This window comes from Oceaniserpentilla sp. 4NH20-0058, assembly GCF_040371755.1.
In the GTDB taxonomy this organism is placed as follows: domain Bacteria; phylum Pseudomonadota; class Gammaproteobacteria; order Pseudomonadales; family Oceanobacteraceae; genus Bermanella.
This window is the reverse complement of record NZ_BAABWE010000003.1, coordinates 190,872-207,026: the sequence shown is the minus strand read 5'-3', so window position 1 is coordinate 207,026 and position 16,155 is coordinate 190,872. Positions and strand designations below refer to the sequence as shown.

The window sequence follows — 16,155 nt, the reverse complement described above, 5'->3', positions numbered from 1 at the left end:
AATGATTACTTAAGAATTTAGAGGTTACTATGAGTGCACATTTGAATATTGATCATGTATCAATGGAATTTGATACGCCAAGTGGGAAATTCTTGGCATTAGATAACGTGAATTTGAAAATCAAAAAAGGTGAGTTTGTTTCATTAATTGGCCATTCAGGTTGTGGTAAATCAACAGTATTAAATATTATTGCGGGTTTATATCAGGCTTCAAAAGGTGGCATTGTATTAGACGGCTTGGAAGTCAATGAGCCTGGGCCAGAAAGGGCAGTGGTGTTTCAGAATCATTCGCTATTACCTTGGTTAACAGCTTATGAAAATGTTGAGCTTGCAGTAAAGCAAGTATTCAAGGGTAAAAAAAGCAAAGCCGAAATGAAGCAATGGATTGAATATAATCTTGAATTGGTGCACATGAGTCATGCGTTGCATAAAAAACCAGACGAGATATCTGGGGGCATGAAGCAGCGAGTAGGGATTGCTAGAGCGCTGGCGATGGAACCAACGGTTTTACTTATGGATGAACCATTTGGTGCATTGGATGCATTAACACGTTCCCATCTTCAAGATTCCTTGATGGAAATACAGCGGGATTTAAAAAACACAGTGGTAATGATTACCCATGATGTGGATGAGGCGGTACTGCTAAGTGATCGCATTGTAATGATGACAAATGGCCCTGCAGCTTCGATTGGAGAGATATTAGATGTTGAGCTCCCACGTCCCCGTCATCGCTTAGAGCTGGCTGATGACCCTATGTATAACCGATACCGTGCTGACGTATTACGCTTTTTACATGATCGACATGCTAAGCCGGATGTGCCTTCCAGTAAAGTGGCATAAGACCACTTCATTATCCCCTATTGCCCAGCTTATGCTGGGCTTTTTTGTATTTTAAATGCTGGCTTGAAGTTCAACTTGTTCTGTTAGCGCTTCTATCACTGCAGTTTGAAGTTTACGGCAAAACTCAGGGTCGCTGATAGGGTTGCCATTTTTATCTGTGATATAAAAAATATCATCGATTTTTTCGCCTTCGGTTAAAATCTTTGCAGTTTCTAGCGATAGCTCATACTCCATGAATAGTTGCCCCATGCAGGCAAGTAGACCTGGGCGATCAGGGGCAATTATTTCTAGCAAGCTGCGCTTTGTAAACGGGTCATTACTTAAGTTAACGATGGGCTTGAAATCAAATTGTTTTAGTTGCCTTGATGTTCGGCGCTGGATAAGTTGTGAAAACTCTTCTGGATGTGAGAGGGCTTCCTCTAATGTATTTTGGATTTTCTGAAGGCGTAATTCTTCAGTAATCGGTTCGCCATCTTCATTTAAAACAATGTAGGTATCTAGGGCATTGTTATTGGCAGAGGTAATAATACGAGCATCTTGAATGTTAAGGTGTAGTTGATCAAGCGCCGTTGTCATGGCTGCAAAAAGGTGGGGCTGATCTTTCATATGGATGAAAATCTGTGTAGCACCCTCGAATGAGTTATTACTGGTTTCACCAATTAATACCAAAGGTTTGCTTGTATCTTGATGTTTAAACAGAGCTAGTGCATGCCAAACTAATGTATCAACGCTTTCTCGTAAAAAATATTCATCCCCTGGGTTTTCCCACATGGTCATTACGTCTTTTTCGCTATAGCCATGATCTTGAAGGCGCGCAATGACAGCTTGCTGAGTCTCCTTTACCCACTCATCTTTATTGATGGGGTTGTCTAACCCACGTCTTAAAAGGTGAAGGGTTTCCGAATATAAATTACGCATTTGTTCGGCACGCCAGCTTGTCCATAGTTTTTTGTTTGTGCTGTATATGTCGGCGGCGCTAAAAATAAATAAATAATCTAAATGGCGTCGATCACCTATTAAGGTTGCAAAGTGGTGTATTGCATCAGGGTCGGCATAATCAATACGCTGTGAGGTTTGAGAGAATAATAAATGGTTTCTTACTAACCAAACCACAAGCTGAGAATCCTTTTCACTTAAACCATGTTGCTGACAGAATACATCTGCAATTTCTGCTCCGGTAATCTCATGATCACCTGGAAGTACTTTGCCCACATCATGAAGCAGAGCAGCTAAATACAAGATTTCTTTTTTAGGTATATCTAAAATTAATTTGCTGGCTAATGGGAATAACTCTTTTTCTGTACCATAACGTAAGCGACGCATGAACTTTATAGCTCGTAAGCTGTGCTGATCCACGGTGTAGCTATGAAATAAATCATGCTGCATGTGGCCAATTATGGCGCCGAATTCTGGGATGTATTGACCTAATATGCCGTAATTAAGCATGCGCTCTAGTTCACGGGTGACATGTTGCTCGTTACGCATAAGTGCCATGAATGTTCTAATGTTGTCAGGGGCTGTTCTGAAGTTTTCGTCAATTAGGTGTCGATTGTCTCTAATGGCTCTGACCGTGTTGGCCTTTACCCCTTTTAAAGAGTTATCAGTGGCGAGATGGTAGAACACCTCCAGCATGGCATTTGGGTTTTCTTTAAACAGGTGAGGTTGAGTGATTTCTAAATAGTCATTGTTACGCTGAAAATAGTTATTGATAGGTATAATTTCAGCGGCATTTTGACTGTCGATGATGAGTTCTTTAAATAATAAAATCAATAAGTCGTTGAGCTCATTCAATGCCAGAGAATAACGATAAAATTGGTGCATCATATGCTCTACAGCAAGCTGCTCAGTATCGTCTTCAAATCCTAGAATTTCAGCGATTTCTTTTTGGAAATCGAATAAAAGTTGATCTTCCTCACGGCCAGTGACCATGTGTAATGCGTAACGAAGTTGCCACAAAAAATCCCTGCAACGATGCAGCATGCCATATTCAAAGTCGGTTAAAATGCCTTGTTTGGTCAGGTTTTCAAGTTCGTGGCTGCCGAAGTGGCGCTCCAGTATCCATACAACGGTGTGAATATCACGTAATCCGCCTTGTCCTTTTTTTATGTTCGGCTCAAGGTTGTAGTCTGTATCATTGTGCTTTTCATGACGTTCTTTTTGCTCTTCCCATTTAGCGATAAAAAACTCATGGCTTGGCCAAATGTTGTCTGGACCGGTGATTGTTCCCATGGTTTCGCGAAGTGAGTCATCGCCAATTAATGTACGTGTTTCCATTAGATTGGTGACAATGGTTAGATCTTTCTCTGCTTCTCGCTTGCAGTCATCAATTGTGCGTACACCATGACCCACATCTAGTTTGATGTCCCACATGAATGTTATGAAGCTTTGCATGGCCTCACTGTTGGCACTGAACGCGGCTTCATCTTTGTTTAAAAGAAGGATGTCTATGTCACTTTTTGGGTGTAATTCACCGCGCCCATAGCCGCCCACGGCCAGTAGGGCAATGTTGTCTGCATCGACTGGAAAGAACTGTAGCCAAGCATGTTTGAGTAATTGGTCCATAAACCAAGAACGAGCTTGAACTAGGGTAACGGCATCAAGGGTGGCTCTAAAGTGTTCATCCATAACAGTTTGGCTGTGATGAATTGCCGCTTTAAAGAGGGGTATGGAGGGCTTGCCTTCATTTAATGCGTGACTAAATGTATCTTCATCAAAAATTAGATTGAGCAAGTCCTGATCCATGATTATTGCTCCCAAGGAAACACTTCTTCTTTGCGGCGTGTGAGCACTTCAATACCGTCGTTCGTGACAAGGCAGGTGTGCTCCCATTGCGCACTGAGCTTTCTATCCTTTGTAATAACCGTCCAGTGGTCTCCAAGTAATTTACTTTGCGGTTTACCTTGGTTGATCATGGGTTCAATTGTGAAACACATGCCTTCTTTAAGTGCCATGCCAGTGCCTGGGCGACCGTAATGCATAACTTGAGGTTCCTCGTGGAAGCCTTTACCTATCCCGTGACCACAATATTCACGTACAACAGAATAATAATTAGATTCAGCATGAACCTGAATTGCATGGCCGATATCCCCTAGTTGAACACCGGGTTTTACCAGAGCCATACCTCTGTACATGCATTCTTGAGTGATTTCCACAAGGCGCTTATCGGCGGGCTTAGGCTCGCCGATAAAGAACATTTTACTGGTGTCGCCATGGTAGCCATCTTTTATAACGGTTACGTCAATATTAACGCTATCGCCTTTTTTCAAAATTTTGTCGTCGCTTGGGATGCCGTGGCAAATGACATGATTAACAGAGGTGCAAATGGATTTTGGGAATGGCGGGTTGCCGTAGTTTAATGGAGCAGGAATAGCCTGTTGTTCATTTACAATATAATTGTGGCAAATACGATCTAATTCACCGGTGGTTACGCCTGGCTTGACGAATTCGCCGATCATTTCCAGTACTTCGGCAGCCAAACGACCAGCTACGCGCATTTTTTCAATTTCTTCTGGAGTTTTGATGGTCACGGCCATGGTTCTGATATTCACTATTTAAAATTTAAAGGCATATTGTACGCCTATATGGACAATAGATGAATACAGTATCGGTATGGATTAAAAGCCTTTAAATCACCCATAATGCTTCCCTTTTCATAGGGAAATATGGTATAAAGCGCGCGCATTTGACGGTCTATGGGTCGTTGATTGTAAATATTAATAAATCCGCACATGTATCGACACATAATTCTGGGTGTCCTGACTTGTTAAAGTTCGGGATTGGATTATGGGATGCATGGAGGCCTAACCCTATACAAAGGTATATATCATGGCACAAGTAAGTATGCGTGACCTGCTTAAAGCAGGCGTTCACTTTGGTCACCAGACTCGTTACTGGAACCCAAAGATGTCTCAGTTCATCTTTGGCGCTCGTAACAAGATCCATATCATCAACCTAGAGCACACTGTTCCTGCATTTAACGAAGCGTTAAACGTCGTTAAAGGTATGGCTGCTAAAAACAATAAAGTACTTTTTGTTGGTACTAAGCGTGCAGCATCTAAGGTTATCCAAGAGCAAGCCGCTCGTTCTAACATGCCTTTCGTAGCACATCGCTGGTTAGGTGGTATGTTAACTAACTACAAAACTATCCGTCAGTCTATTAAGCGTCTAGCAGACCTTGAAGCACAAAAGAAAGATGGTACTTTTGAGCAGTTAACTAAGAAAGAAGCGCTAATGCGTACCCGTGAGATGGAAAAACTTGAGCGCTCTATCGGCGGTATCAAGAACATGGGTGGTCTTCCTGATGCAATTTTTGTAATTGATGTTGATCATGAGCGTATTGCTATTCAAGAAGCAAACAAGCTAGGTATTCCAGTTATCGGTATCGTGGATACTAACAGCAACCCAGACGGCGTTGATTACATCATTCCTGGTAATGACGATGCGATCCGTGCGATCGAAATCTTCACATCTGCTGTAGCAGATGCTTGCATCGAAGGTAAAACTGAAGCCGGTCAAGCACCAGCTGCAGAAGCACCAAAAGCAGAAGAAGCGCCAGCAGCTGAATAATATTTGTCATATTAAGCTGTAAACATAAAAAGGGGGCTTGCCCCCTTTTTTTAAAAGAATTTTGATTAGATAACAAATTTAGGTGACGACTATGGCAGCTGTATCTGCAAAATTAGTTAAAGAATTACGTGAGCGTACTGGCCTTGGCATGATGGAGTGTAAAAAAGCACTTGCAGCAGCTGAAGGTGATATCGATGCGGCAATCGAAGAAATGCGTAAAAACTCTGGCCTTAAAGCGGCTAAAAAAGCAGGTCGTACTGCTGCTGAAGGTATTGTTGTAATTAAAACAGCAGCTGATAACTCTGCTGCGATTCTTGTAGAAATTAACTCTGAAACAGACTTCGCAGCTAAAAATGACGGTTTCTTGGGTTTTGCAAGCCAAGTTGCTGAAGTAGCATTTGAAGCTAAATCTACGGATGTTGCAGGTCTTCTAACTTCTGAGCGTGAAGCATTGGTTCAGAAAATTGGTGAAAATATCTCTCCTCGTCGCGCTGAATTAGTAGAAGGTGAGTTGGTAGCAGGTTATGTTCACTCAAATAATCGCATTGCAGCTTTAGTATCTCTGAAGGGCGGTACTGAAGAATTGGCTCGTGATATTGCTATGCATGTAACAGCGGTTAATCCTCGCGTATTAGCTCCATCTGATATGCCAGAAGAAGTGGTAGCGGCTGAGAAAGAGATCATTAAAGCGCAACCTGATATGGAAGGTAAGCCTGCTGAAATCGTTGAGAAAATGATGGGTGGTCGTATTCAAAAATTCCTTAAAGAAAACAGCTTGCTAGAGCAGCCTTTCGTTAAGAATCCAGAATTGACAATTGCCAAGCTTGCTAAAGAAGCAGGTGCAGAAGTGGTTAGCTTTGTTCGTATCGAAGTAGGTGAAGGCATCGAGAAAGATGAAACTGACTTTGCTGCTGAAGTTGCTGCTCAGCTTAAAGGCTAAGTAGTAGAGCTACTATAGCTCATAAAATGCCGAGTTAGGTTTGCCTTACTCGGCATTTGCGTAAAGGTTGACCAAGAAACCCTGGTAAACGATTCGTTTTCAAACTGAAAATGATCGTACCGGGGTTTTGCAGTGAAAAGTCATGGTTTATGGTATAAACCAATGACATCGAATTGCTAAAATAAGAGGTGACCTATGCCCCCGGCAGATAATCGTAGCCCAAAATATAAACGCATTCTTTTGAAGTTGAGCGGTGAAGCGCTTCAAGGGGAGCAAGACTTTGGTATTGATCCAAAAGTGTTGGACCGAATGGCGTTAGAAGTAGGGCAGCTGGTGGGAATTGGTGTTCAAGTGGGTTTAGTTATCGGTGGTGGTAACTTATTCCGCGGTGCTGCGTTAAGCCAAGCTGGATTGGATCGAGTTACGGGTGACCACATGGGTATGTTGGCCACCGTGATGAATGCCTTAGCCATGCGAGACGCATTAGAGCGCAGTAATATTAAATCCCGAGTAATGTCTGCGATTCCCATGAGTGGTATTGTTGAACACTATGATCGCCGCCGTGCTATTCGTCACTTAAATAGTGGTGATGTCGTGATATTCTCTGCAGGAACAGGCAACCCGTTCTTTACGACGGATTCAGCTGCTTGTTTGCGCGGAATCGAAATTGAAGCGGATATTGTTCTGAAAGCCACCAATGTGGATGGTGTGTATGATGCTGATCCGAAGAAAAACCCCGATGCTGTTAAGTTTGATACGTTAACTTATGATGAAGTTTTAGAGCGTCAATTAGGGGTGATGGATCTTACGGCTATTTGTTTGGCTAGAGATCACAAAATGCCATTACGTGTATTTAATATGGCAACACCAGGCATGATGGCTCAGCTCATGGTAGGTGGAAATGACGGCACGTTAATTGTGTGTGGAGAAGAAAAATAATGTTAAATGAAATTAAAAGCGATGCTAAAGATCGCATGCAAAAAAGTGTTAATGCGTTGATTGATGCATTCAAAAAAGTGCGTACAGGTCGTGCAAATCCGGCCATTCTTGATGGTATTACCATTGATTATTACGGTACTGACACACCGCTATCTCAAGTTGCCAATATTAACGTAGAAGATGGTCGTGCTTTGGCTGTTACACCTTGGGAAAAACATTTAGTACCAACTATTGAAAAAGCGATCATGAAGTCTGATTTGGGTATTAACCCATCAACCACTGGTGAAACTATTCGTTTGCCAATGCCTGCATTAACCGAAGAAACTCGTAAAGACTATATCAAACAAGCACGTGCTGAAGCTGAAAAGGGTCGTGTATCTGTACGTAATATTCGTCGTGATGCAAACAGTAGTATTAAAGACCTATTAAAAGAAAAAGAAATCAGTGAAGACGAAGAGCGCCAAGGTCAAGATCAAATTCAACAATTAACTGACAAGTTTATTGCGGAAATTGAGTCTCTATTGGCGGTTAAAGAAAAAGACCTAATGCAGGTTTAACCGATTTTATATGAAGCGGTACTGCGCCTTTTGGCGCAGGTTCATTATTAGGTTTATACATGTCGCAATCTCAATTGCCAAAGTTTGACTGTGTGCCAAGGCATGTTGCCATCGTGATGGATGGCAATAATCGCTGGGCCAAACGTCGTCATCTACCTGGTGTTGCTGGTCATAAGGCTGGTATCAAATCGGTACGGATGGTGATAGAACAGGCTGCGCGCCTAGAAGTCGAAGTGCTCACTTTGTTTGCTTTCTCCAGTGAAAACTGGCAAAGACCGGAAAAGGAAGTAAATGCTTTAATGCAGTTATTTCTAAACGCGCTACAAAAAGAAGTTAAAAAACTGCATAAACATAATATTCGATTACTCATTGTAGGTGATGTATCCGGATTCTCGCAGACTCTTCAAGACCATATTCATATTGCTCAAGATCTAACGAAAGACAATACCGGCCTTACGCTTGCGGTTGCGGCCAATTATGGTGGACGTTGGGATATTACCAATGCAGCAAAGAACATTGCTAAAGATGTGCAATCTGGCAAACTCACAGCGGACGATATCACGCCTGAACGTTTTTCTGGCTATACCTGTTTGAGTGAATTCCCTGAGCCAGATATGTGTATTCGTACAGGCGGTGAGTATCGAATTAGCAACTTCATGCTATGGCAGTTTGCCTATGCGGAATTGGTTTTTAGTCATGCATTGTGGCCGGATTTTGCTAAAGAAGATTTTTGGTCGGCCATAGATCAGTTTAATGGCCGAACGCGTCGCTTTGGGCGTACAGATGAACAAATAAAGGAAGAAGCAGAACGTGCTTAAGCTACGCATTCTTACCGCATTGGTATTGGCTCCACTTATGATTGGTGGGGTGTTTTTTTTGCCACTTGAGCAATTTAAGTTGTTTATTGGTTTTATTGTCACTGTGGGCGCTTGGGAATGGGCTAATTTATCTGGTATTAAAATACAGGTGGGTCGGGTGGCCTACGCTGGGCTATTAGCAGGTTTGATATATGCGGTGGAATTATCCGATATGGTTCAAGAAGTAGAGCTATTGTATGCCGCATTTATTTGGTGGTTGGTTGCATTTTTATTAGTGGCAGTTCATCCAAAGTTGAAGGCGTATTGGTCAAGTTCTGTGGTCCGTATGGTCATGGGGTTGTTTATATTGATTCCGATGTGGGTGGGCTTTGTGCAAATCAAAAGCTATCCGTTTAATGATTACCTGATCATGTTTGTTATGTTGGTTGTTTGGGGGGCTGATGTCGGCGCTTACTTTGCTGGGCGTATATTTGGAAAACGTAAATTAGCGGTTACGGTAAGCCCAGGCAAAACATGGGAGGGTGTTTTCGGTGGTTTAATGGTGACAATATTGATTGCGTTTGCGGGTGGTCGCTTGCTTGAGCATGCAACAGAAATGACACTAAACGGATCTCAGTGGCTTTTATTGGTTGCGATTACTCTTTGTATTACTGCAGTTTCAATCGTGGGTGATTTAATTGAAAGTATGATCAAGCGTCATCGTCAAATTAAAGATTCCAGTAATTTGCTACCAGGGCATGGTGGTATTATGGATCGTATTGACAGTATGACGGCTGCTTTACCTATGTTTGCACTAGCCTTAAGTCTGTTTGGTTGGAACTTGGTGGTATGAGGCAGTTAGTCACTGTATTAGGTGCGACCGGTTCCATTGGCAAAAGCACATTAGATGTGTTGAAACGTCATAGTGATCAATTTCAAGTGTTTGCAATCACGGCAAATCGACAAGTGGATGTGATGCTAAAGCAATGCTTAGAGTTTCAACCTAAGTATGCCGTTATGGTTGATGAGTCTTCAGCTAAATTATTAAGAGAACAATTAAAACATAACGCTAGTTCTGTAGAAGTGCTAAGCGGCTCACAAGCTTTAGTTGACGTGGCGAAAGCAGATGAAGTTGACCAAGTTATGGCGGCGATAGTTGGGGCAGCAGGGCTATTGCCAACCTTAGCAGCTGCGCAAGCTGGGAAGCGTGTGTTATTAGCCAACAAAGAAGCACTTGTTATGAGTGGTCAGCTTTTCATGAACGCTGTGCGTGATAATCAAGCACAATTGTTACCTATAGACAGTGAGCATAATGCTATTTTTCAATCTTTGCCTTTAGGTTATGGGCAAGATACGAACTATAAACAACAAATTAGTAAGGTGCTATTAACGGCTTCTGGTGGCCCGTTTCGCGGCTGGAGTGTGGAGCAATTAAATACCGTAACTCCTGCACAAGCAGTTAAGCATCCTAATTGGTCAATGGGCCAAAAAATATCGGTAGATAGCGCCAGCTTAATGAATAAAGGGCTTGAGCTAATTGAGGCCTGTTGGTTATTTGATCTTAAGCCAAGTGAAATTGAAGTAGTGGTTCATCCTGAGTCTATTATCCACTCTCTGGTTCAATACATAGATGGTTCTGTTATTTGTCAAATGGGTAACCCAGATATGCGTACCCCCATAGCCTATGGTTTGTCATGGCCTGAACGTATTCAATCTGGAGTTGAGCCATTAAATTTATTTGAAGTGGCGCAATTGAATTTTGAAGCGCCCAATCATCAAGTTTTCCCAGTCTTAAATTTAGCGTCACAGGCGTTTGAAGCTGGCGGAACAGCACCTGCGATCTTAAATGCGGCGAATGAAGTAGCTGTAGCAGGTTTTTTACGGGAACAAATACCGTTTACATCTATCTCATATCTGATCGAAGAAGCATTAAACGCCTGTACAGTTGAGTCTGCGTCAAATTTAGACATAGTTTTACAAGCCGATAGTTGGGCAAGGCAGTTTGTTGAGGGAAGAATAGGTTTATGAGTGTACTTTACAGTGTACTAGCGCTAGCTATTACGTTGGGGATATTAGTCACCATACATGAGTATGGACACTACTGGGTTGCTCGCCGTTGTGGTGTGAAAGTACTTAAGTTTTCAGTGGGGTTCGGTAAGGTTTTATACAGTAAAACTAACAAAAACGGCTGTGAATTCGCCGTTGCAGCCATTCCATTAGGCGGTTATGTAAAAATGCTTGATGAGCGCGAAGGCGCGGTTGATCCTGAGTTACTGGATCAAGCATTCAACCGTAAAACTGTATGGCAGCGCATGGCAGTGGTGCTAGCTGGGCCTGCGGCCAACATCTTATTTGCTATATTCGCTTATTGGATCATGTTTATGACTGGGGTAACTCAGATAAAACCTGTGATAGGAGCCATCGAAGAAAATAGCTTAGCGTTTGAATCAGGCATTAAAGCGGGTGAGCAAATCACAGCTATTGACGGAAAAGCCGTGACAAGTTGGCAGGGTGTGCAATACGGGCTTCTTAAGCGACTGGGTGATACTGGTGAAATTCAATTTCTGACAGATACCCGAAAGAACTACTCAGTGACAATAGAGCGCTGGTTGAGTGATAAAGAAGAGCCCAATACGCTGGCTGAAATTGGAATTACACCATATAGACCTGACATCCCAGCCATATTGGCTGAATTACAACCAGGTTTACCTGCCGAGCAGGCTGGATTAAAAAGCGGAGACAAAATACATACAGTAAACGGCCAAGTAATTGAGCAGTGGTTCGATTTTGTTGATCAAGTTAAAGCTAACCCAGAAATTGCCTTATCATTAACCGTATTGCGTGATGGCAATAAAGTAAACCTAACCTTAATACCTGCGGCCAAGAAGGCTGAAAATGGTGAAAAATATGGGTTTGCGGGTGCCATGGTTGAGTCGCCTAAATTACCTGATAGTTTTATTACTGTGCAATCTTTCGGTGTATTCGAGTCTTTCACTAAAGCTGCTTATAAAACATGGGATATGTCTATCGTTACTCTTGAGTCTATTGGTAAAATGATTCAAGGATTATTGTCCGTTAAAAACTTGAGTGGACCCATCACCATTGCTAAAGTAGCGAACGCTTCCGCTCAAGCTGGTTTTGAAGCATTTATCGGATTTCTGGCTTACATCAGCGTAATGCTGGCTGTAGTGAATCTATTACCGATACCGGTATTAGATGGAGGCCACTTTTTATACTATTTGATTGAAGCGGTGAAGGGATCACCGGTTTCAGAAAAGGTCCAGTTAGCGGGAATGAGACTGGGCATGGCGCTGCTTATGATGGTTATGTTTGTTGCCATATTTAATGACATAAGCCGTATATAAGATTTAACTCATTTTGGTCTGTTTGTATTTTCACCGACAACCTAAAGATAACAATAAATTCGGAATAACATGAAGTTTACTTTATTCAGCTTGTTTTTTGCTTTCACCGCGACATTTGTTCAGGCTGCCTCATTTACGGTTAAAGACATTCGTGTAGATGGCCTACAGCGCGTATCTGCAGGCTCGGTTTTTGGTTCGTTTCCAATTAATATTGGTGAAAATGTAGACAGCCAAAAATTAGCAGATGCTAGTAAAAAATTATTTTCGACTGGCTATTTTAATGACATCAAGCTTCAACGAGATGGGGATATTTTAGTTATTAACCTTGTTGAATTACCTACAATTACAGAGCTAGAAATTGATGGCAACAGTGCTATCGAGACGGAACAGCTAAAAGGTGGGTTAAAGCAAGCTGGGCTAGCGGAAGGTTATGTATTTAAACGTTCAACACTAGAGCGTCTTGAACTTGAGCTTGAACGACAATATGTCGGTCAAGGTCGCTATGATGCTCAAATAGACACAGAAGTTAAAAAACTGCCACGTAACCGTGTCTCATTAAAAATTAATGTTGATGAAGGTACGGTTGCTTCAATAAGCCATATGAATGTTGTCGGGGCGAAGAATTTCACTAAAAAAGAGCTGATCAATCAATTTGAACTTAAGCCAAGTAATCTTTGGTCTTGGTACCAAAGTGATGATAAATACTCTAGAGAAAAACTAGGTGGAGATTTAGAACGTCTGCGTTCTTTCTATTTAGATCGTGGTTTTATACGTTTTAATGTTGAGTCTACCCAAGTTTCGTTATCGCCATCAAAAGAAGATGTTTTTATTACCGTTAATGTACATGAAGGTGACGTTTATACTGTTAATAAAGTGAATCTAGCTGGCGAATTAATAGTAGACCAAGAACTATTACGTAAGCTGGTTATTGTTAAAGAAGGTGAAACATTCAGCCGTAAGAAAGTAACATTAACACAGGATTTAATTTCTAAGCGTTTAGGTAATGAAGGTTTTACATTTGCAAGCGTTAACGGTGTACCAAAAATTAACGATGAAGATAAAACCGTTGAGTTAACGTTTTTTGTAGAACCAGGAAAGCGGACTTACGTTCGCCGAATTAACTTCACCGGTAACGAATCAACAAAAGATGAAGTATTGCGTCGTGAAATGCTTCAAATGGAAGCAGGTTGGGCCTCTACCGAATTAATTGAGCAATCTAAAAAGCGTTTAGAGCAACTGGGGTTCTTTAAAGGTGTAAATGTTGAAACACCTAAAGTACCAGGGTCAGATGACTTGATCGATGTTAACTACAGTGTTGAAGAGCAGCCAAGCGGCAGCTTAAACCTGAGTATTGGTTACTCTAGTGCGGATGGTTTAATCGTCGGTACCAGTGTCGCACAGAATAATTTCATGGGTACAGGGACTAAAATGAGTACCGCTTTGAATAAAACCGATGCGGTTACCAGTGTGAACTTTTCATTCACAGACCCTTATTACACGGTAGATGGAATTAGTCGTGGTTACTCTGTCTTTTATAGTGAAACCGACTTCGAAGAATTATCACTGAGTTCGTATAACATAGATACCTATGGTGGGCGCATGTCTTTTGGCTTCCCTATTAGTGGTCGTGAGCGTTTGTCCTTTAGCATCGAGGCCAGTAAAACCTTTATGGAAGCTCAGAGTTCTGGAATTCCTGAAGAAATCTTGAACTTCATTGATATCGAAGGCGATGAATTTTCAGAGCTAACGCTTGGTAGTAACTGGACTTGGACCACACTAAACCGTGGTTTATTCCCAACAGCAGGGGCCAAGCAAACCTTGTCGTTAGAAGCTACGGTTCCTGGTAGTGAATTGGAATATTATCGATTAACCTATCAAGCACAAAAATATTTCCCAATTTCTGAAAACGGTGATTGGACATTCCGTATTCGAACTGATATCGGATACGGTGCTGGTTATGGTGATACAGAAGAATTACCATTTTTCCGGAATTTCCGCTCTGGAGGTGTTGGCTCTGTACGTGGTTACTCTAGTAACTCACTAGGTCCGCGCGGTGCAATAAAACAGAATTTAGTTCAATCGCTTGTGGATTCAGAAGGCGTTGCGATTTTAGACGCTGACGGTAATCTGCAGTTTGTGGATGTAGATTCAGATGGCGACAGTAATCAAGATGTTACTTATAGCAGAGATAATAACAGCCTAGGTGGAAATTTATTAACCGAAGCATCCATGGAATTGGTTTTTCCATTACCGTTTATAGAGGATCAACGCAGTATGCGCAGTGTGGTCTTCTTAGATGCAGGTAATGTGTTTGACACCAATTGCTTGTTATTATCAGAAGCTAACGGAACAGGTAATACAAATGATCACCCAGCTTGCATAGAAGGGTTTAAGGGTAACGAAATTCGTTTTGGTACAGGTGTGAGTGTGACATGGGTGACGGCTATCGGGCCTTTAACCTTTACCTTTGCTCGTGCGTTGAACAGTAAAGTAAGAGACGAAACAGAAGGGTTTGAGTTCTCTATTGGTCAGGTGTTCTAAACGAATCACTGGATTGATCTTAACTCAATATTTAATTTTTAAATCGTATAAAAATAATAGGAAGTAATATGTTTAACTTGACCAAATTAGTAGCAGCCAGTTTGTTTTTTGTAGCTTCATTGGCTATGGCTGAAGGCAATAAAATTGCTGCTGTGGATATGGAGCGTGCATTGTTTCAATCTGACGCGGCTAAAACATCTTTTAAGCAAGTTGAAGATCAATTTGGTGATGATATCCAAAAAATCAAACTACTTGAGCAAGAGATGGTTGCTAACCAAGAAAAACTTCAAAAAGACGGAGCCATCATGAGTGATGATGAGCAACGTAAAATCCGTAACGAAATCAAAGAAAAGCAAAGTGAGTTTCAGTTCTTTGCAGGGAAATTACAAGAAGCTGAAAAACAGTGGCGTCAGCAGTTTTTCCGTGCAAGCCTACCTCGTCTTCAAGAGATCTTGAAAAAGTTAATTGATGAAGAAGGCGTTAATGTTGTACTGAATGGTCAAGCGGTTATTCATGTGGATGCTGATCTTGATTTAACTAAGAAGCTACTTAATAAACTTAATGAAGCCAGTACAAAGAAATAGTTAATGGCCCGTACTTTACAAGAAATCGCTCAATATTTAGGGGCTACAATAGTAGGTGATGAATCTTTAGAGATTCATGGCCTTGCTACGCTATTAACAGCGCAAGCTGGAGAGCTGAGCTTTTTAGCCAATTTGGCATACAAAGATCAGTTACTTACAACACAAGCAAGTGCCGTAATTGTTCATCCAAAACAAGCGGATGAGTGCAAGTGTGCGGCATTAATCTTAGATAACCCATATCTTGGTTATGCAAAAGTTTCCCATTTATTTAATACGCTACCACAGGCTAGTGGAAGTATTCACCCCAGCGCTTGTGTGAGCGCTTTAGCTAACGTTGATCCAAGTGCCACAGTAGGTGCTAACGCAGTGATTGAAGATTACGCCATACTTGCAAAAGGCGCGATTATAGGAGCTGGAACCGTAGTTGGCCACAATAGCCGGATTGGTGAAGGCACTCGATTACATCAAAATGTCAGTGTGTATCATGATGTAGTGATTGGCGATGATTGTATAGTACACAGCGGTGCGGTGATCGGTTCGGACGGATTTGGCTTTGCTAATGAAGCAGGTAAATGGGTGAAAATTTGCCAAATCGGTGGTGTACAGATAGGTAACCAAGTTGAAATAGGCGCTAATTGCACGATAGATCGCGGTGCTATGAGCGATACCATTATTGGTGATGGCGTTAAGTTAGACAACCAAATACAAATTGCCCATAACGTGGAAATTGGCCCATACACTGCCATGGCTGCGGGCTGCATGATTGCAGGTAGTACTAAAATCGGAAAAGCTTGTACCTTAGCTGGTGGTGTTGGTGTGATAGGACATCTGAACCTGATTGATGGTACTCATGTGACGGCTATGTCGTTAGTGACTAAAAGTACAACGCAGGCGGGTAGTTATTCATCAGGAACGGCTATGTCACCTACCTCAGAGTGGCGCAAAAGTGCTGCTCGTCTTCGTCAAATTGATGATATGGCAAAACGAATTAAACAAATTGAAAAATCGATTAAGGATTAATGTATGT

14 protein-coding genes are annotated in these 16,155 nt (G+C 41.8%); 12 read left to right on the top strand and 2 right to left on the bottom strand.

Annotated elements, in window-relative coordinates:
* The first annotated feature begins 29 nt into the window (after window positions 1–29).
* Window positions 30–839, top strand: a complete 810-nt coding sequence (locus ABWV45_RS06190; RefSeq protein WP_353349763.1) for an ABC transporter ATP-binding protein — start codon at window positions 30–32, stop codon at window positions 837–839.
* A gap of 51 nt (window positions 840–890) precedes the next feature.
* Here ABWV45_RS06190 and glnD read toward each other — a convergent pair whose 3' ends face one another.
* Window positions 891–3,581, bottom strand: coding sequence for a [protein-PII] uridylyltransferase (glnD, locus tag ABWV45_RS06185; protein ID WP_353349761.1), 2,691 nt, complete (start codon window positions 3,579–3,581; stop codon window positions 891–893).
* 2 nt (window positions 3,582–3,583) lie between these two features.
* Entirely contained in the window at window positions 3,584–4,372 is a 789-nt protein-coding gene (gene map, locus ABWV45_RS06180) for a type I methionyl aminopeptidase (RefSeq protein WP_353349759.1), read from the bottom strand.
* 292 nt (window positions 4,373–4,664) lie between these two features.
* Between map and rpsB the strand changes: the two genes are divergently transcribed.
* From rpsB to lpxD, 11 genes are all read left to right on the top strand, one after another.
* On the top strand, window positions 4,665–5,405 hold the full coding sequence (rpsB, locus tag ABWV45_RS06175; protein ID WP_353349757.1) for a 30S ribosomal protein S2: 741 nt from the start codon (window positions 4,665–4,667) through the stop codon (window positions 5,403–5,405).
* A gap of 91 nt (window positions 5,406–5,496) precedes the next feature.
* Complete coding sequence (tsf, locus tag ABWV45_RS06170) at window positions 5,497–6,345, top strand: translation elongation factor Ts (protein ID WP_353349755.1); 849 nt, start codon at window positions 5,497–5,499, stop codon at window positions 6,343–6,345.
* 195 nt (window positions 6,346–6,540) lie between these two features.
* Window positions 6,541–7,284: a UMP kinase gene (gene pyrH / locus ABWV45_RS06165; protein ID WP_353349753.1), complete on the top strand. Its 744-nt coding sequence runs from the start codon at window positions 6,541–6,543 to the stop codon at window positions 7,282–7,284.
* Window positions 7,284–7,841: a ribosome recycling factor gene (gene frr / locus ABWV45_RS06160; protein WP_353349751.1), complete on the top strand. Its 558-nt coding sequence runs from the start codon at window positions 7,284–7,286 to the stop codon at window positions 7,839–7,841. Before pyrH ends, frr begins: the two co-directional genes overlap by 1 nt.
* A 59-nt stretch (window positions 7,842–7,900) precedes the next feature.
* Window positions 7,901–8,659 (top strand): undecaprenyl pyrophosphate synthase, encoded by a 759-nt coding sequence (gene uppS, locus ABWV45_RS06155; RefSeq protein ID WP_353349750.1) that lies wholly within the window; start codon window positions 7,901–7,903, stop codon window positions 8,657–8,659.
* A complete protein-coding gene (locus ABWV45_RS06150) occupies window positions 8,652–9,491 on the top strand; it encodes a CDP-archaeol synthase (RefSeq protein WP_353349749.1) in 840 nt (279 codons plus the stop codon). The genes uppS and ABWV45_RS06150 overlap by 8 nt, the downstream gene beginning before the upstream one ends.
* On the top strand, window positions 9,488–10,666 hold the full coding sequence (ispC, locus tag ABWV45_RS06145; protein WP_353349747.1) for a 1-deoxy-D-xylulose-5-phosphate reductoisomerase: 1,179 nt from the start codon (window positions 9,488–9,490) through the stop codon (window positions 10,664–10,666). Before ABWV45_RS06150 ends, ispC begins: the two co-directional genes overlap by 4 nt.
* Window positions 10,663–12,003, top strand: coding sequence for a sigma E protease regulator RseP (rseP, locus tag ABWV45_RS06140; RefSeq protein WP_353349745.1), 1,341 nt, complete (start codon window positions 10,663–10,665; stop codon window positions 12,001–12,003). The genes ispC and rseP overlap by 4 nt, the downstream gene beginning before the upstream one ends.
* Before the next feature lie 69 nt (window positions 12,004–12,072).
* Window positions 12,073–14,544: an outer membrane protein assembly factor BamA gene (bamA, locus tag ABWV45_RS06135; RefSeq protein ID WP_353349743.1), complete on the top strand. Its 2,472-nt coding sequence runs from the start codon at window positions 12,073–12,075 to the stop codon at window positions 14,542–14,544.
* Window positions 14,545–14,612: 68 nt separating this feature from the next.
* Window positions 14,613–15,128: an OmpH/Skp family outer membrane protein gene (locus ABWV45_RS06130; RefSeq protein ID WP_353349741.1), complete on the top strand. Its 516-nt coding sequence runs from the start codon at window positions 14,613–14,615 to the stop codon at window positions 15,126–15,128.
* A gap of 3 nt (window positions 15,129–15,131) precedes the next feature.
* Entirely contained in the window at window positions 15,132–16,148 is a 1,017-nt protein-coding gene (lpxD, locus tag ABWV45_RS06125) for a UDP-3-O-(3-hydroxymyristoyl)glucosamine N-acyltransferase (protein WP_353349739.1), read from the top strand.
* Window positions 16,149–16,155 lie beyond the last annotated feature (7 nt).